Source organism: Microbacterium sp. NPDC087665, from assembly GCF_044743285.1.
GTDB lineage: Bacteria > Actinomycetota > Actinomycetes > Actinomycetales > Microbacteriaceae > Microbacterium.
The window spans coordinates 225210-248033 of record NZ_JBIUWD010000001.1 but is presented as its reverse complement, the minus strand read 5'-3'; the positions used below and the strand labels follow the sequence as shown (position 1 = coordinate 248033).

Sequence of the window (22824 nt, the reverse complement as noted above, 5' to 3'; positions counted from 1 at the left end):
TCGAGGATAGCGCCGCACGGCACCCCGGATGACGACCGATGTCGGCTCGGAGCGGATGCATCGATCGGGTGGGTAGCCTCGCAGAATGAGCAACTTCGTGAGCCCCGAGGAACTGAGCGACCTGCGCGAGCAGGGAGCGGTCGTGCGCGTCATCGACGTGCGCTGGCGTCTCGACCGACCGGACGGTCGTGCCGAGTATCTCGACGGACACATCCCGGGAGCCGTGTACGTGCCTCTCGACACCGAGCTCTCGACGCACGGCGAGGCATCGGAGGGGCGGCATCCGCTCCCGTCGACCGCGACCCTGCAGGCGGCCGTGCGTCGCTGGGGCGTCGACGACGGTGACCTCGTGGTCGCGTACGACGATGCGAAGGGGCTGGCCGCGGCCCGGGCCTGGTGGCTGCTGCGCCAGGCGGGCGTCGACGTGCGCGTGCTCGAGGGCGGTATCCGCGGATGGCAGGCCGCCGGCTTCGGCGTCGCCACCGATGACGTCGCCCCGGTCCCCGGCTCCGCGGTGCTGCACGAGATCGGAGCCGATGCGCTGACGATCGACGAGGCGGCGGCGTTCCCGGCATCCGGCGTGCTGCTCGACGTGCGGGCCTCCGAGCGCTACCGCGGCGAGCACGAGCCGCTCGACCCGGTGGCCGGCCACATCCCCGGAGCCGTCAACCTGCCCACGATGCTGCACCTCGACGCCGAGGGCCGCATCCTCGATGCCGAGACCGTGCGCGCGAACCTCGCCACGGTCGGCATCGCCGAGGGCACCCGCGTCGCTGCGTACTGCGGCTCGGGCGTCACGGCCGCGCACACCGCGCTCGTCCTCGACGAGGTGCGTGTCGACGTGAAAGTCTTCCCCGGGTCGTGGAGCCAGTGGTCGAACACCCCGGGGCGCCCCGTCGCGACGGGCGATCAGCCCGGCTGAGCGCCGAGTTCACTCGCGCGGGCCGTACCCCCAGCGCAGCAGAAGGGCCCCGGGGCCGAAGGCCCGACGCACCTGGTGGATCGACGGGCCCGTCTCGAACGCGATCGGCGTGACCGTGGTGCCCTGAGGGGTGTCGACCTGCTCCTCGAGCCAGTCGGGCAGCGCATCGGGGTGGAATCGCGTCCATACGAGCAGCTCCCGGCACTGCCGGGCGACCGCGTGCCCGGTCTCGAGCGTCGGCGGGAACCCTTCGGGGTAGGCGACCGACCACTCGACCATGGCCGTGTTCGGGGCGGTGAGCGGAGCATCCAACTCGAACAGCACCCCGTGCACCTCGCCGTTCGGATGCGAATAGCGGTTCGCGATGCGCCCGCCGTAGTCCGCCGAGAACACGGGAGCCGGGGTCGGGACCCCGGGGCTCAGCTCCAAGAAGGGGATCGCCGTGATCGTCCCGACCGTCGACTGCACGATGCTGCGCGTGTGACTGTGCACGACGCTCCCGGTCGCGTCGACGTCGGTCACGGAGTGCGTCGTCAGCTCGCGCGAGGTGTCGGGGTAGTCCGCGCCGAGTGCGGCGAAAGCATCCATCACCGCACGTTCGATCTCTTCTTCGGAGAGCGGGAAGAGGTTCGGCCCGAGCGGGCCGGTGCGGTGCGACGAGCGCAGCAGGCCGCTCAGAGCGCCGGTGTCGAGGTCGAGCAGCTCCTCGATGTCGGCGACCGCGGCCATCGATTGCGCGCCCTCCGGATGCCGCGCACCGGATCGCCAGTAGCTGAGCGTGGCCATCGACACCTGGTTGCCGCGCGCCCGCAGCCGCTCCTGCAGCCACGACAGCGTCACGCGGCGTGCGTTGATCGCATCGCGGAACGATGCCGCGAAGCCCTCGACGCGGTGGCCGCGAGGGATTTCGTCATTCCCCATCACAGACCCCCTCTGGTATGTGAAGAACTCCCCTTTACAGTGAGCATAACGACCACACGACGTCACCTCTGGGGATTGGTGCCGATGTGTGATCGTCTGATCGTCTCGACGCGGGCAGGGTGCCCGAACCTGCGGAGGATGATCCAGCGTAGTGATGCCCCCGTGCTGCGTACTCGTGGGGCCTGGTAGTCGATCTGGGGAGATCTGCCGGGCCCCACGAGCGGCACCCGTCCGCCCGGCTCCGCGCCCCCGCGTAGACTGGGGGGAACACCCCGGAGGACTCTGGATCGTCATGTCTGCCCCTGCTCGCGCATTCACCGTGCGCCACGTGCAATTGCTGCGCGCACTCTTCGCGGCCGCCGCCGCCGTCATGATCACGTTCTCATCCGACCACTCCGCGGCCGTCGGCCTCTCGGTGTTCAGCGGGTTCGCCTTCGTGACCGGGTTCGTGCTGATCCTCGCCGTCTTCCTGGTGCTGCCGGCGGGTTCGCGCTGGCCGTACGTGATCCTCGGACTGCTCGGGTTCGCGGCCGGAATGGCCACCGGCATCCCGATGTGGCGCACGAACGATCTGTTCTTCATCGTCGTCTCCTCGTGGGCGCTGATCACGGGTGCCGTCGAACTCCTCGCCGGGGTTCGTGCGCGCCGCGCGGGTGACCCCACGGGTCGCGACGGCGTCATCATCGGTGCGTTCGGCGTGCTGCTCGGCATCCTGTTGCTGCTGATCCCCGCCGGATTCACCCACGACTACACGATCGACGAGGCGGGCACGTTCGAGCTGTCCGGCATCATCCTCGGCGTCGGCATGTTCGGCGGATACGCCGCGCTGGTCGCCGTGTTCCTGGGCATCGCCGGGTTGACCCCCAAGAAGGCGGATGCCGTGGCCTCCGCTTCCGTGCCGGCTGAGAGTGGAGACGCCCGATGAGTGACGAGAAGCCGAGCCGCCGCGACATCATGCGCCCCCTTCACCTGCTGGGCATCGCGCTCGCCTGCGGTGTGTTCGCGATGGTCGTGACGCTCGTCTCGACCGGCGCCTTCACCGCGCGGGTCAACGACGCGATCGCCAACGGCAGCTACCAGGGCCTGACTCCGGTCCTGCTCGGGCTCGTCGTCGGCGGTGGCGCGTTCATCGTGACGCTGCTCGGACTCGCGATGCTCCTGCTCGCGATCGACCCCGCCGACATCACGAAGACCATCGATCGGCCGGTGCTCTACGACGACGAGCCCGACGACGGTTCGGCCGAACCGCGCGACACGCGCGGCGACCGTCAGGAATAGGTCCCGTGCGGGGAGGCTTGTCACAGACGTGACCAATCCCGTCGAACGCTCCTCCGTCGGATTGCGCTCGGCACGGGGTCCCGTGCTCGGAGCGCTGATGCTGTCGACGGGGCTCATCGCCATCGACGCGACGATCCTCGCGACCGCGGTGCCCAGCATCGTCGACGATCTCGGCAGCTATCAGCAGTTTCCCTGGCTCTTCTCGGTGTACCTGCTCGCGCAGGCCGTGAGCGTTCCGATCTACTCGCGCTTCGCCGACACCGTCGGGCGCAAGCCGATCATCCTCCTCGGCATCGGGCTGTTCCTGCTCGGGTCGATTCTCTGCGGGTTCGCGTGGAGCATGCCCGCTCTCATCGCCTTCCGGGTGGTGCAGGGGCTGGGCGCCGGAGCGGTCGCGCCCATGTCGATGACCATCGTGGGCGATATCTACACCGTCGCCGAGCGGGCCAAGGTGCAGGGTTACATCGCCAGCGTCTGGGCGGTGTCGTCGGTCGTCGGCCCCGCACTCGGCGGACTCTTCGCCCAGCTCGACGCCTGGCGCTGGATCTTCTTCGTGAACATCCCGCTGTGTCTGATCGCCGGGTGGATGATCCTGCGCAAGTTCCACGAAGAGAAGCAGACGCAGCGCCACCGCATCGACTACCTCGGTGCCGTGCTGCTCACGATCGGGTTGACCGGGATCATTCTCGGGGTGCTCGAGGGGGGCAACGCCTGGGCGTGGCTCTCGATGCAGAGCGCCCTCTGTTTCGGCATCGGCGTGGTCGCCCTCACCGGGTTGGTGCTCGTCGAGCGACGGGTGCCAGAACCGATCGTCGATCTGCGCCTCGCCGCCCGGCCTCTGATCCTGACCACGACGATCGTGTCATTGGGGATCGGTGCGCTGCTGACGGGCATCACCAGCTTCGCGCCCGCGTACCTCGAGGGCTCGATCGGCATAGCGCCGCTGCTCGCCGGCCTCGCGGTCGCCGCCCTGACGCTCGGGTGGCCGCTCGCCGCCGCGAACGTCGGGCGCCTCTACATGCGCATCGGATTCCGCCGCACCGCCCTGATCGGTATGAGTATCGCCACCCTCGGCGCCACCGCTCTCGCGATCGTCTCGCCCTGGCCGAACCCGTTCGCGATCGCGGGCATCGCCTTCGTGCTCGGTTTCGGGCTGGGGTGGAGCGCCGCCCCCACGCTCATCGCCGCTCAGGCATCCGTCGGCTGGGGTGAGCGGGGCGCGGTCACGGGCATGAACGCGTTCGCGCGCTCCGCCGGCGCTGCCGTCGGTGTGGCGATCTTCGGCGCGATCTCCAACACGGTGATCGCCCAGGGCGCGGGGCCCGACGACCCGGGCACCATCATCGACGCCTCGGTGTGGGTGTTCGTCGCCGCGGCCGTGACCGCCGCGCTGACCCTGATCGCGGTGGCCTTCATGCCCCGGGAGCGGGTCGAGAGCTTCTCCGGCGAGGCCCGGGCGTAGCTGTTCGCGCTGTTCGGTGGGGTGGGCTGTCCCCAACTCAGGACAATCCGAAGCATCCGTCCGCGCGCGCCGCGGAATGACGTGGCCGGGGGCACCGGCGTCGTCGATTTTTCCTGAGTTAGGGCCGCGCGCCGAAGCAGAAACGCACCCCGCGAGGTGTGCGGGGTGCGTTTCCGGTGCATCCGAGGTCGGATGGGCGGGGTTCTCAGCGCGCGAGGCGCTCGGCGATGCCGATGTACGACGCCGGGGTGAGTGCGAGCAGGCGCTGCTTGGCGGCGTCGCCGATCTCGAGTCCCTCGACGAATGCGGCGAGCTCGGGCCCGGCGACACGGTGTCCGCGGGTGAGCTCCTTGAGCAGCGCGTACGGGTCGCTGATCGTCGAACGACCCGCCACCACCTCGGCGCGGATCACGGTCTGGATCGCCTCGGCGAGAACCTCCCAGTTCACGTCGAGGTCGGCCAGCAGCACATGACGCGAGAGCGAGATCTCGTTGAGGCCGCGACGCAGGTTGTCGAGCGCGAGCAGCGAGTGCCCGAACGCGACACCGATGTTGCGCTGCGTGGTCGAGTCGGTGAGGTCGCGCTGCAGGCGGCTGGTGACGAGGGTCTGCGAGAGCGAGCCGAGCAGCGCAGCCGAGAGCTCGAGGTTGGCCTCGGCGTTCTCGAAGCGGATCGGGTTGATCTTGTGCGGCATCGTCGACGAACCGGTGGCGCCGGCCACCGGGATCTGCGCGAAGTAGCCGAGCGAGATGTACGTCCAGATGTCGGTGGCGAGGTTGTGCAGGATGCCGCCGGCGTGACGCACCCGATCGTAGAGCTCGACCTGCCAGTCGTGCGATTCGATCTGGGTGGTCAGGATGTTGAAGCCGAGGCCGAGGCCCTCGACGTACTCGCGGGCGATGGTGGGCCAGTCGGCATCCGGATCGGCAGCGAGGTGCGCCGACCACGTGCCGGTCGCGCCCGAGAACTTGGCCAGGTAGTCGGATGCCGCGATCTGCTCGCGCACACGCTCGAGGCGCCACGCGAACACCGCGATCTCCTTGCCCATCGTCGACGGGGTGGCCGGCTGACCGTGCGTGCGCGAGAGCATCGCGGCGTCGGCGTGCTCGACGGCCAATTCACGGAGCTTGGCGATCACGCCGTCGAGTGCCGGCAGCCAGACGCCCTCGACCGCACGCTTCACGGTGAGCGCGTACGAGACCGAGTTGATGTCTTCGCTGGTGCAGGCGAAGTGGGTGAGCTCGGAGACCGCGTCGAGACCGAGCGTCGACAGGCGGTCGCGCACGAGGTACTCGACGGCCTTGACGTCGTGGCGGGTGACCGCTTCCTTCTCGGCGAGCCAGTCGATCTCGGTCTGGCCGAAGTCGCGGTAGAGCGCGCGCAGGCGCTCCTTGTCGGCGTCCGACAGGGGAGAGGTCTCGAACAGCGACCGGTCGGTGAGGGCGATGAGCCACTCGACCTCGACCTCGACGCGGGCCCGGTTGAGGCCCGCCTCCGAGAGGAAGTCGGAGAGTCCGGTGACGGCGCCGCGGTAGCGACCGTCGAGGGGGCTCAGGGGCTGCGGCGGAAGCGAAGGCTGGAAAGTCAGGGGAGTCCTCCTGATCGGGCCCCTCAGATGCGGGGCGTGCGGGGGAGACGCAGAGCTGGTTCGAGCTGGCGGAACAGGCCCCGAGTCGCCGTCTCAATCATACCGAGCACCGAATCGAACATCTCGGCCCCGGCGTAGTACGGGTCGGGCACATCGTGCGTCGAGGCATCGGGGTCGAAGGCGAGCAGCAGGGTGACCTTGCCCTCTTCGTCTTCGTCGCGTGCCCACTCGCGCAGGATGCGTTCGTGGGTGCGGTCGAGGGCGACGACGAGATCGTTGTCGGCGAAGGATGCTGCGCTGAACTGTCGCGCGCGATGCTGCGAGCCGTCGTAGCCGCGTCGCGCGAGCGAGTCGATGGTGCGGTGGTCGGCGCGTTCGCCGAGGTGCCAGTCGCCGGTGCCGGCGCTGCGCGAGACGATGCGCGAGCCGAGACCCTGGTGCTGCGCCAGATCGCGGAACACGACTTCGGCCATCGGGGACCGGCAGATGTTCCCCGTGCACACGAAGATCACGCGATAGGGATCCGGGGATGTCACTGTCCCATTCTGCCGGTCGATGGCGGTCGTGCACAGTTCGTCGTGCAGATCGTCGTGCAGTTCGGCGATGCACCGGTCCTGCACAGCCCCGCCCGAACGGCATCTGTGCACCGGTGCGGGGCATCCGTGCTTCCGCGTCGTCGCGCGGCCCGCATGCTTCTGGGCATGTACTCCTCACTCGCCTCGCCCACGTCTCTCCTCACCGATGATTGGTCGTCGTACGACCTCGCGATGTGGGAGCAGGCGGGGCTCGAGCTGCGCAACGCGCTCGAATCCGCCGAGTCCGCAGCAGCGGTGGCGGCGCCCCTGCCCGAAGAGACGGATTGGCAGGCCCGTGGCATGCAGGCGCTGCACGAGGCGATCGCCGAACAGAACGCCCTCCTGATCCTCGAGGTCATGGTGCTGCAGTCGCTCGTGGCCGACTGGCGGGCGGTCGGTGTCGCATGAGCGACGATCTCGATGTGCGATACGGCGGGGCGATCGCGGTCGACACCGCTGTCGTGCGCGACGTCGGTGCTCGTTTGGTGACGATCACGGCGTCGGTCGAGGCGGCCTGGGGTGGGGCATCCCGTGCGTACGCGCTGCTCATGGGCTCGGCGGCCTGCCGTGCGTGGAGCGAGTTCGACGCGCTGGGGCGTGTCGGCGGCCGCTGGAACCTGCTCCACGCGGAGTTCGAGAAGATCGCGTCGCGCACGCTGCTCATGGCCGATGCCTACGAAGTCGTCGAGCTTCGGGCGCAGGCGGCCGCCGTCGCCGCCGGTGACCCGGCGCTGGCCGGCGAGTTGCGGGACAGGGCCGACCAGATCGCCGCATCCGACGACCGCATCGGCGAGCTCGCGGATCGGTTGGTCGCGGAGTGGTCGGCGCATCGCTTCGACGGTCTGGGCGTGCAGGGGCCGGCGGGGAGTCGGCTCGGAGGCGCGTTCGGGGCGCTCCTGCTCGGCTTCGGGATGGCCGCCGGGCTCGCGCGGACGGGCGTCATCCCGGCAGGGACCGTGCTGCGCGGAAAGGCGGATGCCGTGACCGTCACACCCGTCAAGACCTCGTCGCCCAGCGGTCCGCCGACCTCGCTTCCCGAGGCGCTGCGACGCTTTCCGACGGCGGCGGGTGCACAGGTGAAGGTCGAGCGCTACGCGATGCCCGACGGCACCAATCGCTTCGTCGTCTACGCGAAGGGCACGCAGTCCGTCGGCTACGGCGGTAAGGAGCCGTGGGACATGAAGTCGAACAAGGAGCTCTACTCGGGTGAAACCTCGGCGTCGTATCAGGCGACGATGGATGCGCTGAAAGAGGCGGGGGCGGAGGAGGGCGATCGGGTCGACGTCTTCGCGCACTCGCAAGCCGGCATGATCGCTGCGCACCTCGCGATGGGGAGCGAGTTCGACGTGCGGGTCGAGGTCACGGCGGGCAGCCCGGTCGAGCCGACCCTCGACGACGACCAGTTGCTCGTGCAGTTGCGCCATACCGACGATCTGGTGTCTTCGCTCGCGGGCGGAGGATCACCGGGCGGTACCGGATCGCCCGACAGCTTCACGGCCGAACGCGTGGGCGACCCCGATCCGGGTCTTCAGGACTTCACGCTGCGCACCCACATGCTCGAGTCGTACATCGAGACGGCCGAGATGCTCGAAGAATCGGGCGACCCGAGGCTCGACGGTCTCGACGGCTTCTGGGACGAACTCGGCGAGGCCGAAGACATCGAGTCGACCGAGTATCACGCCGAGCGCGTCGACGACGGGGGTGACGAGTGCGAATGACCTCAGTCGCGGCGGCGCTGCTTCTTGCTCTGCGGCCGCAGGATGAAGCCGAAGATGCCGTTGATCACCGAGATGATCAGCGCAGCCAGCACTCCCCACCAGAAGTCGCCGACCGTGAGGCCCCAGCCGAAGCCGCTGGTGATCCAGGCGGTCAGCCACAGCAGGAACCCGTTGATGAGGAACCCGATCAGCCCGAAGGTGATGATGTAGAGCGGGAACGCGACGATCTTGACCACGGTGCCGATGATCGTGTTCACCAGCGCGAAGATCGCGGCGACCGCGAGCAGCGTCAGCACCAGCTGCAGCGTCTCTCCGGGGGGGAACGCGGTGATCGTGACCTGCAGGGCGGTGATCAGCGTGACCACCCACAGGGCGAAGGCATTGACGACGACTCGAATGATGAAACGCATGGTCCGCTCAGTCTCCCATGACCTTCGGTCGGTTGTCAGGAGGGGCGCGTCACCCTAACGCTGGTGGGCTCTGAACATGTCCGCGATCTCGTCGAGGTCGGCTTTGCTCTGTGCTGTGCGCAGCACGAGATCGAATGCTGCCTCGGTGCCCATATCGATAAAGACGCCGTTCATCTCGAGGAAGGTTAGTGTCAGCACCCAGGAGAAGCGTTTGTTGCCATCGAACAGAGGGTGGTTCTGGCTCAACGACGACAGCAAAGCCGCGGCCTTCACCTCGATCTCGGGGTACGCCTCGACACCGAACATCGAGCTCGATGGCCGAGCCAAGGCGGACGAAAGTAGCCCGATGTCGCGGATGTGGAGTCCAAGTGCATCGAGAACGCCGACTGCGTGGGGTAGTTCGACGTAACGCGTCACGCGTCTTCGAGCTTCTTGAGCAGCTCGGAGTAGCGGTCAGCGACGCCTCGCGCAATGGTGACTGCCTCCTCAGTGGTGACCTCTTCTCGGAGAAAGCGGTCGGCGGCTTCGATGAGAAGAGCATGCTTCGACGTGTGTCGCCGCTTTGCGAGCGCGCCAAGTTGCGCGTCCATCTCTTCGGGGAATCTCACTGTCATAGCCATACCAAAATGATACCAAGCATCCTCTTGCGCCGAAAGAGAGGCGACGCCGCAGCCCGCCCACCAGCGAACCAACACTCGTAGACTCATCCTCGTGACCGACCCGATCCTTCCGCGCATCCGCCCCGCCATCGCCGCCCTCGCGCCGTACCGCCAGGGCAAGCAGGCGGGTCCCGACGCGTTCAAGTTGTCGAGCAACGAGAACCCCTTCGATCCGCTGCCCTCGGTCGTCGAAGCCCTTCAGCACACGACGCCGATCAACCGCTACCCGGATGCGACGGCCGGTCGACTGCGCGAGCGCCTCGGCGCGCGCTACGGCGTGCGAGCCGACGAGGTGCACGTCGCGGCGGGCAGCGTCTCGATCCTGCACCAGCTGATCCTCGCCACCTCTTCCGTCGACGACGAGGTCATCTACGCCTGGCGCTCGTTCGAGGCGTACCCGAGCCTCCCGCTGGTCTCCGGCGCCACCGGAGTGCCGGTTCCGCTGGCAGCAGGCGCCCGGCACGACCTCGACGCGATGGCGGATGCCGTCACCGACCGCACCCGCGCGATCATCGTCTGCACGCCCAACAACCCCACCGGTCCGATCATCACGACCGCCGAGTTCGCCGCCTTCGTCGCCCGCGTCCCCGCCGACATCCTGATCATTCTCGATGAGGCATATGCCGAGTTCGTGACCGCGCCCGATGCGGTGAACGGTCTCGCCGAGCGCATCTTCGAGAAGCATCCGAACGTCGTCGTGCTGCGCACGTTCTCGAAGGCATACGGCCTCGCGGGCCTGCGCATCGGGTACGCGATCGGGCACGAGAAGGTGCTCGACGCGGCTCGCACCACCGGCGTTCCGCTGTCGGTGACGTCGGCCGCAGAGAACGCGGCGATCGCCAGCCTCGACGCCGAAGCCGAGCTCCTCGAGCGCGTGGCCGAGGTCGTCGTGCGCCGCACCCGCCTCGTCGAAGGGCTGCGCGCCCAGGGATGGGATGTCCCCGACGCGCAGGGCAACTTCGTATGGCTGCCCGCCGCCGAGCGCACCGACGAGATCGCCGGCGCGTTCGTCGCGGCCGATCTGATCGTGCGCCCCTTCTCGGGAGACGGCATTCGCATATCCGTCGGCGAGCATGAGTCGGTGGACAAGGTCCTACAGGTTTCCGAATCCGTTGTGCGGACCCTCCAGCCCTAGCGACCCAACCTCGGATAGCGTGGAACGGTGAGCTCGCCAGAGAACGAAATCGTCCGCGTCCTGGAGGCGGACGGTCGATTCGCCCCCACCCCCGCTGCTGAGCGCTACCTGTCACTGATCGAGAAGATCAGCGATGCGGAGCTCGAGCAGTTCTACCGCGACATGGTCGTCATCCGCGCCATCGACGGCCAGGCCACCAACCTGCAGCGTCAGGGACAGCTGGCCCTCTGGCCGCCGAGCCGTGGCCAAGAGGCCGCGCAGGTCGGTTCCGGTCGTGCCGCCCGCGCACAGGACACGCTCTTCCCCTCGTACCGCGAGCACGCGGTCACCCGCATCCGCGGCGTCGACCCGCTCGACATCATCAAGCTCATGCGCGGCGTCTCGCACGGCGGGTGGGACCCGACCGACCCGAAGAACGGCAACACGCGTCTCTACACGCTGGTGCTCGGGTCGCAGGCCCTGCACGCCACCGGATACGCGATGGGGCTCGCCTTCGACGGCCGCTCCGGCAGCGGCGACGTCGAGAAGGATGCTGCGGTCATCGTCTACTACGGCGACGGAGCTTCCAGCCAGGGCGACGTGCACGAGGCCATGGTCTTCGCCGCCAGCTACCAGGCGCCGACGGTCTTCTTCCTGCAGAACAACCACTGGGCCATCTCGGTGCCCGTATCGACGCAGTCGCGCGTTCCGCTCGTGCAGCGCAGCGCCGGCTACGGCATCCCCAGTGTGCGGGTCGACGGCAACGACGTGCTCGCCAGTTACGCCGTCTCCCGCGTCGCGCTCGATGAGGCACGCACCGGGCAGGGGCCGCGAGCGATCGAAGCGGTGACCTACCGCCTCGGTGCGCACACCACCAGCGACGACCCCACCAAGTACCGGGGCAACGACGAAGAGGAGTCGTGGGCGCAGCGCGACCCGATCACCCGCATGCGGGCGTTCCTCGAGAATCGCGGTGCCGGAGCATCCTTCTTCGACGACGTCGACGCCGAAGGGGCGGATGCTGCCGAAGATCTGCGTTCGCGCACCGTCGAACTCGGCCCGCCGCCGGTGAGCCGCATGTTCGACCACGTCTACAGCGAACCCCACTCCCTGATCGCCGAGCAGAAGGCCTGGCAAGCGCAGTACGAAGCATCGTTCGAAGGAGAACAGAAGTGACTCTCGAGACGATGCCGTTCAGCAAGGCGCTGAACGCCGGGCTCCGCGCGGCCATGGAGAACGACCCCAAGGTGCTGCTCATGGGTGAGGACATCGGCAAGCTCGGTGGCGTCTTCCGCGTGACCGAGCACCTGCAGCGCGACTTCGGCGACCAGCGGGTGCTCGACACCCCGCTCGCCGAGTCGGGGATCGTCGGTACGGCGATCGGTCTCGCGATGACGGGGTTCCGTCCCGTCATCGAGATCCAGTTCGACGGGTTCGTCTTCCCCGCCTTCGACCAGATCACCACGCAGCTCGCGAAGCTCACCAACCGTCACGAGGGCGCGCTCAGCCTGCCGGTCGTCATCCGCATCCCCTACGGCGGACACATCGGCGCGGTCGAGCATCACCAGGAGAGCCCGGAGGCGTACTTCGCGCACACCCCCGGACTGCGGGTCGTCTCACCCTCGACGCCCAACGACGCGTACTGGATGATCCAGGAAGCCATCGCCTCGAACGACCCCGTGATCTTCATGGAGCCCAAGAGCCGGTACTGGCAGAAGGGCGAGGTCGAACTCGACGCCTCCGCCGCGCCGCTGCACTCCTCGCGCGTCGTGCGCACCGGATCCGACGTCACGCTCGTCGGCCACGGCGCGATCGTCACCACGCTGTTGCAGGCCGCCGCGCTCGCCGAAGCCGAGGGCACGAGCTGCGAGGTCGTCGACCTGCGTTCGATCTCGCCGATCGACTACGCGCCCATCCTCGACTCGGTGCGCAAGACCGGTCGCATGGTCTACGCCCAAGAGGCGCAGGGCTTCGGCAGCATCGGCAGCGAGGTCGCCGCGACCGTCATGGAGCGTGCGTTCTACGCGCTCGAAGCGCCGGTGCTGCGCGTCTCCGGCTACGACACCCCGTTCCCGCCCGCCAAGCTCGAGGGCATCTACCTTCCGGATGCCGACCGCATCCTCGAGGCCGTCGACCGTTCCCTGGCCTACTGATCCGTTCCGAAAGGACCGCAGATGAGCACGCAGAACTTCACCCTTCCGGATGTCGGCGAAGGCCTGACCGAGGCCGAGATCGTCGCGTGGAAGGTCGCCCCCGGTGACTCCGTCGCCATCAACGACGTGATCTGCGAGATCGAGACCGCCAAGTCGCTCGTCGAGCTGCCCTCGCCGCACGCCGGCGTCGTCGGTGAGCTGCTGGTGGCCGAGGGCACGACGGTCGAGGTCGGTGCGCCGATCATCACCTTCGTGACGGATGCCCGAGACGATGCCGGTCCTGGCAAGGTCGTCACGGCCGAGGCCCCCGCGCCCGAAGAGGGCGGCGGTTCGGTGCTCGTCGGCTACGGCACCGGCGGCGGCGCGACCTCGCGGCGCAAGCGCCCGGCCGAGCGCCCGGTGCGCTCGTCGGTCGGCGTCATCGCGAAGCCTCCGATCCGCAAGCTCGCCCGCGACCTCGGGGTCGACCTCACCTCGGTCACCCCGACGGGGGCTGACGGCGAGGTCACGCGTGACGACGTGATGAGCCATGCCTCGCAGGCGAGCGTGTTCCGCAACATCGAGACGCCCGAGTGGGGCGCCGTGCGCGAAGAGACCGTGCCGGCACCACAGGCAGCGCCGGTCGGCATCGCCCGCGGGGTGGCCCCGTCTGCGGCATCCGACGACCGCACCGAGTCGATTCCGGTCAAGGGCGTCCGCAAGGCCACGTCGTCGGCGATGGTGCAGAGCGCGTACTCCGCTCCGCACGTCACGGTGTGGAAAGAGGTGGATGCCTCGCGCACGATGGAACTCGTCAAGCGCCTCAAGGCCGCGCCCGAGTACGCCGACATCAAGGTCTCGCCGCTGCTGATCATGGCGCGCGCCGTGATCTGGGCCGTGCGCCGCACACCCATGGTGAACGCCGCCTGGATCGACACCGAGAACGGTGCCGAGATCGCCGTGCGTCACTACGTGAATCTCGGCATCGCCGCGGCCACGCCCCGCGGTCTGCTCGTGCCGAACATCAAGGATGCGCAGGACCTGGGTATGAAGGATCTCGCCCGGGCGCTGAACCGCCTCACCCTCACGGCGCGTGAGGGCAAGACCTCGCCGGCCGATCAGCAGGGCGGCACGATCACGATCACCAACATCGGCGTGTTCGGGATGGATGCTGGAACCCCGATCATCAACCCGGGCGAAGCCGGCATCATCGCCATGGGCACGATCAGCCAGAAGCCGTGGGTCGTCGACGGCGAGGTGCGCCCCCGCTGGGTGACCACCGTCGCAGGCTCCTTCGACCACCGCGTGATCGACGGCGACGGCATGAGCCGCTTCATCGCCGACGTGGCATCGGTTCTCGAGGAGCCCGCGCTGCTCGTCGACTGATATGAGATGACCTTGAACCCGCGCCAATGGAGCCTCCAAGTTGCTCCTGAAAACCAGATCTGCTCCAGATCCGGTAGTTGCTCCATGGGATCACTGGGATCGCCACCAGACGCCACAGGAGGGCGCTGATGTCAGAACGAGTTCCTCGTAAGCCGCCCGCGGCTCTCGTGGATCAGTGGCCGGACACGCCGACCTCCGATCCAGCTGGTGAGGCTGTGCGACGCTTCGTAGTCAACCTTCGCGAAGCGCTCGGAGATCGAAGCGTACGAGCCGTGGCACGCGATGCGGGCTTGGACGAGCGCACCATCCGGCACGTGATGGCCGGATCCGTCTGGCCCGACCTCTTGACGGTGTCGCGACTTGAACACGTTCTCGGCGTGAACCTGTATCCCGGGGCCAACTAGCTGCGCTTCGCCCCCGAGTCACCTGCGGTTCCCTTTGGCCCTTGCGTTGGAGGCTTGGCGGACTGGTTCGGCTTCATCATGGTGGGCTTCGCGCCGAACTGACCGTCACTCTTCGGCGGCCGGCGCTGCTGAGGATCGTTAGCCATGGCTTCTACTTCTTGGAAGCGCCGGAGTCGCCGGCTCCACCGGAAGGTCCGCTCGACGGAGGCTTGACTGCCTGGTTGGGGTTGCTGCCGTTCGTCGGCTTTGCGCCTTCACCACCGCGGCGGGGCGAGCTGCCTTTCGAGAACGGCTCTGATTGGCGACCTTTGTCGGGCATAGCTATCCCTCTTCCTTCTGTGGTGGAGCTGCAATCCACTCCACGTGGCAATCGTCGGTGATGGGAACCCATACGCCGAGCGAGTCGTGAATAGGTTCCGGGAACTGCCCCCGTTTGCCCATGCGCCATTGATGCGCGATGAAGATGTCCCTCTCATACGGATACGTGCTCACGTACCCTTCGACATCGAACCATCCACCTACGTAGACGCCGGAGCTGGTCTTCACCCGGACAATCGCGGTGTCTCGGCGCCGTACGCCGACAGGTCCCATGCCCTGGGCAGACTCTGGTTTCGATTCACGCGACGTCGCTTGCGGGTGACCTTGCCGTCGTCGTCCACCTTCGTGATGAGTCGGCTCCAGCTCATCAGTGCGGCTACGCCCCCCGGGATGACCACGAGCAGCACAACGGTGACGAGCCCGATCCACCATGCGGGTGTATCTCGCCACCCATCGTTGACCCAGCGTTCGAACGATCCGAGCGTGACCATCCCGGTCCACTCGCTCGCGAGTCCGAATACAGCGAGTCCCAGTCCCACGTAGACGATGACGAAGATCGCGCTCACGTAGAGGGCCTCGAGAATACGAGAACCCGCTCCATAGTCCGGGGTCCGCCACCCGACGTACCAGGTGCGGACACTTACGAAGCTGACCCCCGGCACCAGCATGGCGATGAAGATCAGCACCTGCGGCAACGACTCGGGCACGGTCACAGCGTCAGGGTACACGCGACCAACGACGTTGGGCCTCAAGGTCATCGACGCCTTTGAGTTCACGCGCAGCGTCGGGGAACGCTGGGGCCTTCTCCAGCGGAGATCTCGCCGATTGCACGCAATTGGTTGCAGATATGGACACAATTACTGGATACGGGTGTACTCTGACCTTGTGATGAACCGAGATGACGTCCTAGAAGCCCTCCACGGCACCAACGCTGTCGCTGGCCTCTCCTGGGCCTTTGGCGTCGCATGCGAGCAGATCCTTGAAGACTTCACCCGAGGCTCCGGCTACGGGGCACTCACCGCTGGTGTCGGCCGTTACGAGGTGCTCGCCAACCGGCTCGACCGTGTCTTCTCTTGCGGTGACTACTCAGTCGACGCAGGCATGGAGTCCACCGGACTGGACTTCCTGTTCGAGGGGCTTTCCGAAAGGGCCCGCACGACGATGCCCCTCATCCCGGCAGGCGTCGTGACTCGCTCCAACCTCAACGGGAGCAACGGTTGGAGTGTCGAAGGTTTTCGGTTCATCACCCACGCCTTCGAAGTCGGAGAGCGAGCCAAGCTCGACTGGACTCGTGCGACCCCCACCGTGAGAGCCGTGTCGCGCCAGATGCCCGGGGCGTTTGTCCCCTCCACGCTGCTCGACCAGATTCTGCCGGCCGATGAGCGAGAAGAACTCGCCGCGCAGGACGCGCTCCCCGTCATCGGGATGCCCACCTACGTCCTCGGCCATGCACTGAATCTCGCGACGTTCGAGCGGGAGCTCATCATCGGGCATTCCCGGTACAACGACGATCTCGGTAACCCCTGGCACTGGGCAGAGCCGCTGAGTGGCGGCGTTGACGGAGACCCCATCGCCCGCCCGAAGCCCGGGTCAGTTCCGCCGCGTGTCGACGAGCCGGACGTCGCGGTTCGTCTGCGCCCGGCCGCCGCGTCGGAGAACACCAAGTGACGCTCTTCGCACCAGAACGACTCACCCTGGCGCGCCAGCTCGAAGGTCTCCGTAAGAGTGAGCTGGCAGCGCAGATCGGCAAGAGCTCGACGGCGCTTGCTGCCTGGGAATCGGGGGCGAAGCGTCCGACGCCGGCAAACGTTGCTGAGCTCGCCATGAGCCTGGGCGTGACCCCGGACTTTTTCAGTCCTCGGGGTGCGTCCAGACGACATGAAACCGCTGTTCCTCACTTTCGCTCTCTTCGCTCCACGAGCCAGCGCGCCCGCGACCAGGCGTTCGCGTTCGGGCTTCTTGCCGTCGACATCGCCGAGGCGGTGGAGAAGCACGTCGAGTTCCCCGAAGTGAACGTTCCATCCTTCGAGGTGTCATTCGATGATGAGGTCGATGCGCCGGAGGAAGCAGCTCGCCGTCTGCGACGCGAGTGGGGCCTGGAGGCAGGCCCGCTGAAGCATCTGGTCCGCCTCCTCGAGTCCCACGGTGTTCTTGTCGTGTTCAGCCCGCCGCAGACCTCGGCGGTGGATGCGTACTCGTTCGAGTCCACCGAGCGGCCGGTGGTTGTCCTCAACCCGACAAAGCGTGACTACTACCGTCAGCGGTTCGATGTGGCTCATGAGCTCGGGCATCTCATCATGCACCGGGATGCGGAACCGGGAGGTCGAGTCGTCGAAGAACAGGCCAACAGGTTTGCCGCTGAGTTCTTGATGCCGGAGGATGAACTTTGGCCGCTACTTCCTACCGCGATGAACGCGCGCGCCTGGGACACACTCGGGGCGCTGAAGGAACAGTGGGGTGTCAGCATTCAGGCCCTGCTGTTCCGCGCTCGGCGACTTGGATCCATCAGCGATGTGACCTACCGGAATGCAGTCATCACACTGACGCAGCGTGGTTGGCGGCGTCAGGAACCTGGTCTCATCAGTGCGACGGAGCAGCCTTCGATGCTGCCTCGGTCGGTTGAGCTGCTGGATTCCGCTGGCATCGAACGTGAGTCACTCATCGACCAGGCTCGCGCCCCGCGCGACCTCTTCGAGGTTGTGGTCGCGCGAACGCCTTCGGCTGCGGGGAGTGCACCGTCGGAGGCTGTGCGGCCGTCGAATGTGATCCCACTGCTCACCAGTTCACGCACGTAGGCGGCGCGCGGGGCGCCGAGGGCTATACCCCCGGCGGGAGCTGGATCTCTGGATCGCTGTGTTCCTTCGCGGTGAACTCTCCACCGTGCCCGCCGATGGAACCCTGTGGCCGTCGACTTTGGTTCGCGTTCTGTCGAGGCAGCGGGGTGGGGTGGGGAGGCTCCGTGCCCGCCATCTTCGCGGCGTAGAGCGAAGCTCGCCTCAGCGCCTGGGCTGCTTCCAGGCGAACGTCCTCGCGTCCTGTAGTGAGAGTCATGCTGTCTTCGCCGAAGACGGAGTAAGCGAGTTCGACAACCTCGTCGGGGTCCGTGATGTTCATGTCCAAGAGGAGGCGGCTGATGTCGCTCTGGTCCTTCTGGCGCGCCGCTGCGATCTTCATGGCCAGGAGTACTCGCTTGGAGGCAACGGCAACGCGGTGGCCGCCGACGTGTGTCACCAGCGCGTCGCTGTCGTCGGCTGGGTCGAACGCGATGAACCCCGCGGCATGTGTGTTGACCCAGTCCGGGTGCAGGCCGAGTTCGTCCGCCATCGCCTGAGCCTCCGCGAGTACCTCCGCGCGTGGCTGGAAGAATCCATCCACGTCGGGGGTCAGTTCGTTCCGGCCCAGCTGGATGGCAATGGCTGCACCGCCGATGATGTACGCGTCTACATCGATCTCACGCGCGGCGAGTCGATCCAGCAGGATCTCGAAGTAGCCGGCCAACTCGTCAGCGGTCAGCAGCTGTTCGGGAATGCTCACAGGATCCTCAGGTCGCGGTCGCGGAGCAAAAGCCCCTTGGCGAGGAACATAGGAGGAGTTTGCCTGCGGATGTACTCGCGATACTCGGGCAGAGGGTCAGGGTCCTGGTCCCAGACCCATTCCACGCTGAGCGCGGGGACTGCGTCCATCCATGCGGCGGGAGGGAGACCATGGGTCTTGAGTGCGTAGGCGAGTCCGACCGCGAGAAGGGTGTCGTAGCGCGCGTCGCCAGTGCTCCCCGGTCGGGCGAGGGCTTCGGCGGGGATCTCTCCGGATGCGTTGATGACGCGACCGAACAGCTCCGTGATGAGGCGGTCGGCGGCCTCGATGTTGTTCTGGCCCAGCGCGGTCCGGATCGCCGCGGCGGTGTTCGGAGCAGTGGGGAAACGTCTTTCGGACATCTCGTGCCTTCCTTTCCTCGGTAGTCTTTCACTCCTATGCGCGGTCCATCCGAATCTCAAGGACAGCGGCGATGGTGGTCGGGGGTCGCCCGAGCGATCTGCCATGGTCGTCGCTCACGCCAGGATGACTACGCGGTTGAACCCGAATCCTCGGATGCCGCCGTCGCCGATAGCGCGAAGGATCGCGTCGTCGCTCACGCCGAGCTGCGAGAGTCTGCCGACTACAAGGCGCAGATCACTCGCCTCGAACGTGTCACACGAGCCCTTATCGACATCATCCGCATGTCGTGGGCGGAGTCGAGTCGGAGCTCTCCGATAGTCGACGGACTGCTGCTGTACACATCGACTGACGACACCCTCGAGTCTGTCGTCGCCATCCTTGATCTCGTGAAGGTCGGGGTCCATAACGCTGCCCGACGAGAACTGCGCTACCTCCTAGAGTCATCGGTCAAGCATGTGTATGTGGACCAGCAGCTTCCTGATGTGAAGACGCACAGCCGGGAGGACCGGATCGCTTACCTCGCTTCCGCCGTGCCCCGTTCGTCCATCGACGTCGTGAAGCAGGTCGATGTGCTCTTCGGCAAGCCGGACGACCTGTCCAACTACCAGAACGATGTGAAGTCTCTCTGGTCTCGGATGAGCGGGTACGTCCACCCATCCGTGGCTCAAACGTCACAGCGACTGCAGCGGGCAGGGCGCGGCGCCTTCATCGGCTTCGAGGACGTGAAGGCTCTCCGCCAGATCGTCGACGACATCGTGAAGGCCTACGACATGCTCGGGGTCATGTGGCTGACCGGTGCCGGACCGTCGGCCGCCGGCGAAATCCTCACCGCGTTCGAGACACCGGACTGGGCATTCGCCAGGACGAAATGGCTTCCGGCGATGTCTCGCTACTACGACTACAAGAGCGAACGGAAGAAGTCGACCTAGAGCTTCGCCGTGCGCTCACTCGTCCAGCGGGGTCAGCCCCTGCTGGACTCGGGGTCGTTGCCGTAGGAGTTCTGCTGAGTGACCGCGCCATCGGTGCGGGTGATTCGGTGCTCGACCTTTCGCTCGCGCGCCATGTCGCGTCCAACGGCCGACTGTTCGGCCTTCGTTCCGCCGACGTGCGCGGCGCGGGAGCTGCCGTCCACCTTCGACTTCCACTGACCGTCTTCGTAGTACGTCCGGATGTCTCCGTTTGCCATTGCTGTTCCTTCTTGAAGGTCGGCTTCGTTGCCGACCTAATCAGTATTAGCATCGGTCTCCGACATTCACGTTCTTAGTCGTCGTCGTCGACGGTCACCGCGTTGCCCCACACCCAGCAACGAAACACCTGCTCGCCCGCCCGGAACTCGATTCCCGCGGCGAGTGGCGTCGACCTGGCGAGCTTCGCATCCACGCGGATCGCCTCCGCCCCGAAGTGCACCCACGCCCGCACCGCGCGATAGGGCTGCGGGTACGTGGTCAGAGGCTGCTCCTGCAGCGCCACTTCCCGCTCGGACAACGACTGGAGTGGCCCTGACTGGGTGGCGCGCAGGATCGCTTTGTGGTGTGCGCGCATGTCGTAGTGTGCGGCCAATCGCTTGCTGGAACCCATGCCGGCACCCTTCCTCCGGCCGAGCAAAAGGCTATCAACATTCGAACATCTGTTCTATCATTGTCGTTATGCGCGCCGACGTCGAACACCTCCCCGCCACCATATGGATGGTCAACGACATCCCCACGAGGATGGTGTTCGCTGGCCGTCGGTGGAGGGTTACGGACATGCCTACACGGCTGCGCGATGCGGTGTGGACGGTGCCGGTGGAGTCAGCGCATGCAAGCCGCGGCCTCTACGGGTGGCGGTTTCAGGGCACGGACGACGACGGACTGTCGCTGGTTTTCGACGTCTTCAAGGGCGAGGACGGATGGCACGTTCACCGCAGCTATGAGTGAACCGGATCCGGCGTGACCGAAGGCGGGGGTCTCTGCTGGCCGTCAGCAACGTCGACTTCGACCCCGCCTACGCCGAGGTCCGCGACCTCCTCCAGGCGAAGATGTGGCTCGCGCAGGCCGCGGTCGGCGACGAACCGCACACCAGCCAGAAGACTCCGAAGTACATCGCCGAGGGTCTCGCACTAGGTCTCGGTTATAACCCGGGGCACGTCGCCTACTCGGCCTCCAAGGGGGGCGATTCATGCAGTCACCCGGGCGATGGCCGTGGATCTCGGGCCGCGGGGCGTCCGGGTGAACACGATTGCTCCTGGCTGGATCGCGTCAGATCTCAGCGAGGGTAATCTCGACTCGCTCGGTGACCCGGATCGAGTGGCCGCTCGGCTCACCACACTCCACCCGGTGGGTCGCGTCGGCACACCGCAGGACATCGGCGACGTAGCAGTCTTCCTGGCGAGTGACCGCGCGGGCTTTCTGTCCGGGGAGACCACCGTCGTGGACGGCGCTTGCACGGTGAAACTCTCCAACCCCGCAGATTGAATCTCTGTCGTCGAGGCCTTGGCTCTAGTCGTTGTCAGGGCGCACTCCACGACCAGGCGTCATGGCCAGCGTTCCGGAGCGCCTCCTCGAGGCGCCCTTCATAGAGCAGCGTGATGTTGCGGGGCCGGTCCTTGTCGGGCAACGCGACGTTCAACCACTGCGCCCACGTCCATCTGCCCGCAGTCCCGGTCGCGAGGACGCGGAGGACGTCTTGGAGCCCGTCGACGATCTTCCCGTCCTGGAGCTGGAGCCGCGGGAACAGGTCGATGCCGTCGTCGGTGGTCAGCATGAGGAGGCGGAGATCGTTCCCCGCGGCCATGACTTCGGTTTCCGTCCACCGGAGGGTGCGGGCCATGCTCGCCACCGTGTAGCAGGGGCCGACGATGTCCGCCCAGGGGGTGTTGGTCATGAGTTCTCGTCGGGCTTGCGGGTGTGGCGTCGGCGGACGTCTTCGAGGATCTCCTCGAGACTACGGAGCCCGTCGATGTAGTCCTGGGCATCGCGGAGGGCTCGAGGAGTGGGCTTGAGTCCGTCCAGGACTCCTGTGTACAAGGATTCGGCGACGCTATTCGCGCGCAGCTCCCGAGCGCGACGAGAACCGTCGTCGTCGTTGGCGTATCCGCGGAGGGTCGCCAGGCTCGGCGTAGTCATCCTCAGGGTGCGCATGTCGAGGATCGTGACATTTCCCTCGTGACCCTCACGCCCGAGACTCGCCACTCGCCGGCCGTCCTCGGTCCTACCGCCCGCGGCGACGTGCATGTGACCATGCGCGAGCAGCTCGGGGCGCACCGCATCCCAGACCTGGCCGACCCGCGCGCGTGAAGCTGCGGACGCCTCCAGCGCCGCCTTGGTGAACCAGTGCGGGTTCGAGCGGAGGATCTCCCGGACCGCGCGCACCGGAGTACCGGCGGGTGACTCATGGGTGAGCATGAGGTCTGCGGGGCCGCCGGCGATGGCCGCCGCAACGCTCTCGTCACTGACGGCCTCCTCGGGCCACCAGGTCACCCCCTCGGTCCTCGACTCGCGGTCGACAGAGGACGCGCCACCGAGCGACAGGACATTGCGCCCCCCGATAGACAGGCGTGCCGGCCGTGGAAGCAGCCATACGATCTCCGAGACCCGGACGGCCTCGCCAGGGTACTTGTCGAAGAGTGGACTGAGTCGTCCAAAGTCCTCGTGGTTTCCGACCGTGAGGTAGAAGCGGGTGAGCGCGGTCTCGGCGAAGATCTCGTCGAACGCGTCCGGCGGCATCCACCAGTCGCCGAGGTGCAGCATCGTTGTCACATCGGGGGCGAGGTGGGGCAACGCGCGGGCGACGATTCGAGCCCATCCTTGATTCCCGTGCCAGTCTCCGCAGACTGCGACACGCTCGTCAGGAAGCACGATGCGGTCGGTGTGCTCGCGTGCCTTCATCAGACGCTTCCTCTCACGTGGCGGTGTGCTCCTGCCGGCCTTCGGTGGCTAGCACCATACTCTGAAACAGCCCAGGGCGGCAAATAATCCGCAGATAGTCGTCCCAGTGAAGGAGAGGTGTCACCTCGAACGCGC

Annotated in this window: 30 protein-coding genes; 16 read left to right on the top strand and 14 right to left on the bottom strand. The window is 66.9% G+C overall.

Annotated features, from left to right (window positions below):
• Window positions 1-85 precede the first annotated feature (85 nt).
• On the top strand, window positions 86-922 hold the full coding sequence (locus tag ACIOSY_RS01150) for a sulfurtransferase (protein WP_400847684.1): 837 nt from the start codon (window positions 86-88) through the stop codon (window positions 920-922).
• Window positions 923-931: 9 nt separating this feature from the next.
• On the opposite strand, the gene ACIOSY_RS01145 is transcribed toward ACIOSY_RS01150, so the two are convergent.
• A complete protein-coding gene (locus tag ACIOSY_RS01145; protein WP_400847681.1) occupies window positions 932-1843 on the bottom strand; it encodes a hypothetical protein in 912 nt (303 codons plus the stop codon).
• A 292-nt stretch (window positions 1844-2135) separates the two neighbouring features.
• On the opposite strand from ACIOSY_RS01145, the gene ACIOSY_RS01140 reads away from it, so the two are divergent.
• Genes ACIOSY_RS01140 through ACIOSY_RS01130 form a run of 3 tightly spaced genes read left to right on the top strand, consistent with a single transcriptional unit; the run spans window position 2136 to window position 4583 of the window.
• Complete coding sequence (locus ACIOSY_RS01140) at window positions 2136-2768, top strand: acyl-CoA synthetase (RefSeq protein WP_400847678.1); 633 nt, start codon at window positions 2136-2138, stop codon at window positions 2766-2768.
• Window positions 2765-3121: a hypothetical protein gene (locus tag ACIOSY_RS01135; RefSeq protein WP_400847675.1), complete on the top strand. Its 357-nt coding sequence runs from the start codon at window positions 2765-2767 to the stop codon at window positions 3119-3121. Before ACIOSY_RS01140 ends, ACIOSY_RS01135 begins: the two co-directional genes overlap by 4 nt.
• Before the next feature lie 28 nt (window positions 3122-3149).
• Window positions 3150-4583 carry an MFS transporter gene (locus ACIOSY_RS01130; protein WP_400847672.1) on the top strand — a complete coding sequence of 478 codons (1434 nt, stop codon included), beginning with the start codon at window positions 3150-3152 and terminating at the stop codon, window positions 4581-4583.
• 205 nt (window positions 4584-4788) lie between these two features.
• Here ACIOSY_RS01130 and purB read toward each other — a convergent pair whose 3' ends face one another.
• Window positions 4789-6171, bottom strand: coding sequence for an adenylosuccinate lyase (purB, locus tag ACIOSY_RS01125; protein ID WP_400849070.1), 1383 nt, complete (start codon window positions 6169-6171; stop codon window positions 4789-4791).
• A gap of 23 nt (window positions 6172-6194) precedes the next feature.
• On the bottom strand, window positions 6195-6644 hold the full coding sequence (locus tag ACIOSY_RS01120) for a low molecular weight protein-tyrosine-phosphatase (protein ID WP_400849067.1): 450 nt from the start codon (window positions 6642-6644) through the stop codon (window positions 6195-6197).
• Window positions 6645-6749: 105 nt separating this feature from the next.
• On the opposite strand from ACIOSY_RS01120, the gene ACIOSY_RS01115 reads away from it, so the two are divergent.
• The gene (locus ACIOSY_RS01115; RefSeq protein ID WP_400847669.1) at window positions 6750-7154 is read left to right on the top strand and encodes a hypothetical protein; all 405 of its coding nucleotides are present in this window, start codon (window positions 6750-6752) and stop codon (window positions 7152-7154) included.
• Window positions 7151-8464, top strand: coding sequence for a hypothetical protein (locus ACIOSY_RS01110; protein WP_400847667.1), 1314 nt, complete (start codon window positions 7151-7153; stop codon window positions 8462-8464). Before ACIOSY_RS01115 ends, ACIOSY_RS01110 begins: the two co-directional genes overlap by 4 nt.
• A gap of 2 nt (window positions 8465-8466) precedes the next feature.
• On the opposite strand, the gene ACIOSY_RS01105 is transcribed toward ACIOSY_RS01110, so the two are convergent.
• Genes ACIOSY_RS01105 through ACIOSY_RS01095 form a run of 3 tightly spaced genes read right to left on the bottom strand, consistent with a single transcriptional unit; the run spans window position 8467 to window position 9494 of the window.
• Window positions 8467-8874 (bottom strand): phage holin family protein, encoded by a 408-nt coding sequence (locus ACIOSY_RS01105; protein WP_400847664.1) that lies wholly within the window; start codon window positions 8872-8874, stop codon window positions 8467-8469.
• A gap of 54 nt (window positions 8875-8928) precedes the next feature.
• On the bottom strand, window positions 8929-9291 hold the full coding sequence (locus tag ACIOSY_RS01100; RefSeq protein WP_400847661.1) for a type II toxin-antitoxin system death-on-curing family toxin: 363 nt from the start codon (window positions 9289-9291) through the stop codon (window positions 8929-8931).
• The gene (locus tag ACIOSY_RS01095) at window positions 9288-9494 is read right to left on the bottom strand and encodes a hypothetical protein (RefSeq protein ID WP_400847658.1); all 207 of its coding nucleotides are present in this window, start codon (window positions 9492-9494) and stop codon (window positions 9288-9290) included. The genes ACIOSY_RS01100 and ACIOSY_RS01095 overlap by 4 nt, the downstream gene beginning before the upstream one ends.
• A 91-nt stretch (window positions 9495-9585) precedes the next feature.
• Between ACIOSY_RS01095 and ACIOSY_RS01090 the strand changes: the two genes are divergently transcribed.
• From ACIOSY_RS01090 to ACIOSY_RS01070, 5 genes are all read left to right on the top strand, one after another.
• Window positions 9586-10668 carry a histidinol-phosphate transaminase gene (locus tag ACIOSY_RS01090; RefSeq protein ID WP_400847656.1) on the top strand — a complete coding sequence of 361 codons (1083 nt, stop codon included), beginning with the start codon at window positions 9586-9588 and terminating at the stop codon, window positions 10666-10668.
• A 27-nt stretch (window positions 10669-10695) separates the two neighbouring features.
• A complete protein-coding gene (locus ACIOSY_RS01085; protein ID WP_400847653.1) occupies window positions 10696-11823 on the top strand; it encodes a thiamine pyrophosphate-dependent dehydrogenase E1 component subunit alpha in 1128 nt (375 codons plus the stop codon).
• Window positions 11824-11834: 11 nt separating this feature from the next.
• Window positions 11835-12800 carry an alpha-ketoacid dehydrogenase subunit beta gene (locus ACIOSY_RS01080; RefSeq protein WP_400849064.1) on the top strand — a complete coding sequence of 322 codons (966 nt, stop codon included), beginning with the start codon at window positions 11835-11837 and terminating at the stop codon, window positions 12798-12800.
• Between the two features lie 21 nt (window positions 12801-12821).
• Entirely contained in the window at window positions 12822-14165 is a 1344-nt protein-coding gene (locus ACIOSY_RS01075; protein ID WP_400847650.1) for a dihydrolipoamide acetyltransferase family protein, read from the top strand.
• 128 nt (window positions 14166-14293) lie between these two features.
• The gene (locus tag ACIOSY_RS01070; RefSeq protein WP_400847647.1) at window positions 14294-14569 is read left to right on the top strand and encodes a multiprotein-bridging factor 1 family protein; all 276 of its coding nucleotides are present in this window, start codon (window positions 14294-14296) and stop codon (window positions 14567-14569) included.
• Window positions 14570-14890: 321 nt separating this feature from the next.
• Here the strand turns inward: ACIOSY_RS01070 and ACIOSY_RS01065 are convergent, their stop codons facing one another.
• Both ACIOSY_RS01065 and ACIOSY_RS01060 read right to left on the bottom strand, forming a co-directional pair.
• Complete coding sequence (locus tag ACIOSY_RS01065; protein ID WP_400847644.1) at window positions 14891-15160, bottom strand: DUF6338 family protein; 270 nt, start codon at window positions 15158-15160, stop codon at window positions 14891-14893.
• Complete coding sequence (locus ACIOSY_RS01060) at window positions 15112-15600, bottom strand: DUF6338 family protein (protein WP_400847641.1); 489 nt, start codon at window positions 15598-15600, stop codon at window positions 15112-15114. Before ACIOSY_RS01060 ends, ACIOSY_RS01065 begins: the two co-directional genes overlap by 49 nt.
• Between ACIOSY_RS01060 and ACIOSY_RS01055 the strand changes: the two genes are divergently transcribed.
• Window positions 15560-16555 carry a hypothetical protein gene (locus tag ACIOSY_RS01055; protein WP_400847638.1) on the top strand — a complete coding sequence of 332 codons (996 nt, stop codon included), beginning with the start codon at window positions 15560-15562 and terminating at the stop codon, window positions 16553-16555. The two genes, ACIOSY_RS01060 and ACIOSY_RS01055, sit on opposite strands and share 41 nt — an antisense overlap.
• The gene (locus ACIOSY_RS01050) at window positions 16552-17682 is read left to right on the top strand and encodes an ImmA/IrrE family metallo-endopeptidase (RefSeq protein ID WP_400847635.1); all 1131 of its coding nucleotides are present in this window, start codon (window positions 16552-16554) and stop codon (window positions 17680-17682) included. Before ACIOSY_RS01055 ends, ACIOSY_RS01050 begins: the two co-directional genes overlap by 4 nt.
• 22 nt (window positions 17683-17704) lie before the next feature.
• On the opposite strand, the gene ACIOSY_RS01045 is transcribed toward ACIOSY_RS01050, so the two are convergent.
• Together ACIOSY_RS01045 and ACIOSY_RS01040 are read right to left on the bottom strand one after the other, a co-directional pair.
• Window positions 17705-18421 (bottom strand): hypothetical protein, encoded by a 717-nt coding sequence (locus tag ACIOSY_RS01045; protein WP_400847632.1) that lies wholly within the window; start codon window positions 18419-18421, stop codon window positions 17705-17707.
• Window positions 18418-18822 carry a hypothetical protein gene (locus ACIOSY_RS01040; RefSeq protein ID WP_400847629.1) on the bottom strand — a complete coding sequence of 135 codons (405 nt, stop codon included), beginning with the start codon at window positions 18820-18822 and terminating at the stop codon, window positions 18418-18420. The genes ACIOSY_RS01045 and ACIOSY_RS01040 overlap by 4 nt, the downstream gene beginning before the upstream one ends.
• Window positions 18823-18858: 36 nt before the next feature.
• On the opposite strand from ACIOSY_RS01040, the gene ACIOSY_RS01035 reads away from it, so the two are divergent.
• Complete coding sequence (locus ACIOSY_RS01035) at window positions 18859-19752, top strand: hypothetical protein (protein ID WP_400847626.1); 894 nt, start codon at window positions 18859-18861, stop codon at window positions 19750-19752.
• 32 nt (window positions 19753-19784) lie between these two features.
• Here the strand turns inward: ACIOSY_RS01035 and ACIOSY_RS01030 are convergent, their stop codons facing one another.
• Window positions 19785-20009: a DUF2188 domain-containing protein gene (locus ACIOSY_RS01030; RefSeq protein ID WP_400847623.1), complete on the bottom strand. Its 225-nt coding sequence runs from the start codon at window positions 20007-20009 to the stop codon at window positions 19785-19787.
• 74 nt (window positions 20010-20083) lie between these two features.
• Window positions 20084-20401, bottom strand: coding sequence for a hypothetical protein (locus ACIOSY_RS01025; RefSeq protein WP_400847620.1), 318 nt, complete (start codon window positions 20399-20401; stop codon window positions 20084-20086).
• A gap of 68 nt (window positions 20402-20469) precedes the next feature.
• Between ACIOSY_RS01025 and ACIOSY_RS01020 the strand changes: the two genes are divergently transcribed.
• Both ACIOSY_RS01020 and ACIOSY_RS01015 read left to right on the top strand, forming a co-directional pair.
• A complete protein-coding gene (locus ACIOSY_RS01020) occupies window positions 20470-20739 on the top strand; it encodes a hypothetical protein (protein WP_400847617.1) in 270 nt (89 codons plus the stop codon).
• 195 nt (window positions 20740-20934) lie between these two features.
• Window positions 20935-21276, top strand: a complete 342-nt coding sequence (locus ACIOSY_RS01015; RefSeq protein WP_400849062.1) for an SDR family oxidoreductase — start codon at window positions 20935-20937, stop codon at window positions 21274-21276.
• Between the two features lie 34 nt (window positions 21277-21310).
• On the opposite strand, the gene ACIOSY_RS01010 is transcribed toward ACIOSY_RS01015, so the two are convergent.
• Together ACIOSY_RS01010 and ACIOSY_RS01005 are read right to left on the bottom strand one after the other, a co-directional pair.
• The gene (locus ACIOSY_RS01010; RefSeq protein ID WP_400847614.1) at window positions 21311-21685 is read right to left on the bottom strand and encodes a hypothetical protein; all 375 of its coding nucleotides are present in this window, start codon (window positions 21683-21685) and stop codon (window positions 21311-21313) included.
• Window positions 21682-22689, bottom strand: a complete 1008-nt coding sequence (locus ACIOSY_RS01005; RefSeq protein ID WP_400847611.1) for a metallophosphoesterase — start codon at window positions 22687-22689, stop codon at window positions 21682-21684. Before ACIOSY_RS01005 ends, ACIOSY_RS01010 begins: the two co-directional genes overlap by 4 nt.
• Window positions 22690-22824 lie beyond the last annotated feature (135 nt).

Bases quoted from the DNA above. Each gene is read 5' to 3' on its own strand.
- ACIOSY_RS01150 (WP_400847684.1), top strand. From the start codon at position 86: ATGAGCAACTTCGTGAGCCCCGAGGAACTGAGCGACCTGCGCGAGCAG.
- ACIOSY_RS01145 (WP_400847681.1), bottom strand. From the start codon at position 1,843: ATGGGGAATGACGAAATCCCTCGCGGCCACCGCGTCGAGGGCTTCGCG.
- ACIOSY_RS01140 (WP_400847678.1), top strand. From the start codon at position 2,136: ATGTCTGCCCCTGCTCGCGCATTCACCGTGCGCCACGTGCAATTGCTG.
- ACIOSY_RS01135 (WP_400847675.1), top strand. From the start codon at position 2,765: ATGAGTGACGAGAAGCCGAGCCGCCGCGACATCATGCGCCCCCTTCAC.
- ACIOSY_RS01120 (WP_400849067.1), bottom strand. From the start codon at position 6,644: ATGGCCGAAGTCGTGTTCCGCGATCTGGCGCAGCACCAGGGTCTCGGC.
- ACIOSY_RS01110 (WP_400847667.1), top strand. From the start codon at position 7,151: ATGAGCGACGATCTCGATGTGCGATACGGCGGGGCGATCGCGGTCGAC.
- ACIOSY_RS01105 (WP_400847664.1), bottom strand. From the start codon at position 8,874: ATGCGTTTCATCATTCGAGTCGTCGTCAATGCCTTCGCCCTGTGGGTG.
- ACIOSY_RS01095 (WP_400847658.1), bottom strand. From the start codon at position 9,494: ATGGCTATGACAGTGAGATTCCCCGAAGAGATGGACGCGCAACTTGGC.
- ACIOSY_RS01080 (WP_400849064.1), top strand. From the start codon at position 11,835: ATGCCGTTCAGCAAGGCGCTGAACGCCGGGCTCCGCGCGGCCATGGAG.
- ACIOSY_RS01075 (WP_400847650.1), top strand. From the start codon at position 12,822: ATGAGCACGCAGAACTTCACCCTTCCGGATGTCGGCGAAGGCCTGACC.
- ACIOSY_RS01070 (WP_400847647.1), top strand. From the start codon at position 14,294: ATGTCAGAACGAGTTCCTCGTAAGCCGCCCGCGGCTCTCGTGGATCAG.
- ACIOSY_RS01065 (WP_400847644.1), bottom strand. From the start codon at position 15,160: ATGGGACCTGTCGGCGTACGGCGCCGAGACACCGCGATTGTCCGGGTG.
- ACIOSY_RS01055 (WP_400847638.1), top strand. From the start codon at position 15,560: ATGAAGATCAGCACCTGCGGCAACGACTCGGGCACGGTCACAGCGTCA.
- ACIOSY_RS01040 (WP_400847629.1), bottom strand. From the start codon at position 18,822: ATGTCCGAAAGACGTTTCCCCACTGCTCCGAACACCGCCGCGGCGATC.
- ACIOSY_RS01035 (WP_400847626.1), top strand. From the start codon at position 18,859: ATGCGCGGTCCATCCGAATCTCAAGGACAGCGGCGATGGTGGTCGGGG.
- ACIOSY_RS01030 (WP_400847623.1), bottom strand. From the start codon at position 20,009: ATGGCAAACGGAGACATCCGGACGTACTACGAAGACGGTCAGTGGAAG.
- ACIOSY_RS01025 (WP_400847620.1), bottom strand. From the start codon at position 20,401: ATGGGTTCCAGCAAGCGATTGGCCGCACACTACGACATGCGCGCACAC.
- ACIOSY_RS01020 (WP_400847617.1), top strand. From the start codon at position 20,470: ATGCGCGCCGACGTCGAACACCTCCCCGCCACCATATGGATGGTCAAC.
- ACIOSY_RS01010 (WP_400847614.1), bottom strand. From the start codon at position 21,685: ATGACCAACACCCCCTGGGCGGACATCGTCGGCCCCTGCTACACGGTG.
- ACIOSY_RS01005 (WP_400847611.1), bottom strand. From the start codon at position 22,689: ATGAAGGCACGCGAGCACACCGACCGCATCGTGCTTCCTGACGAGCGT.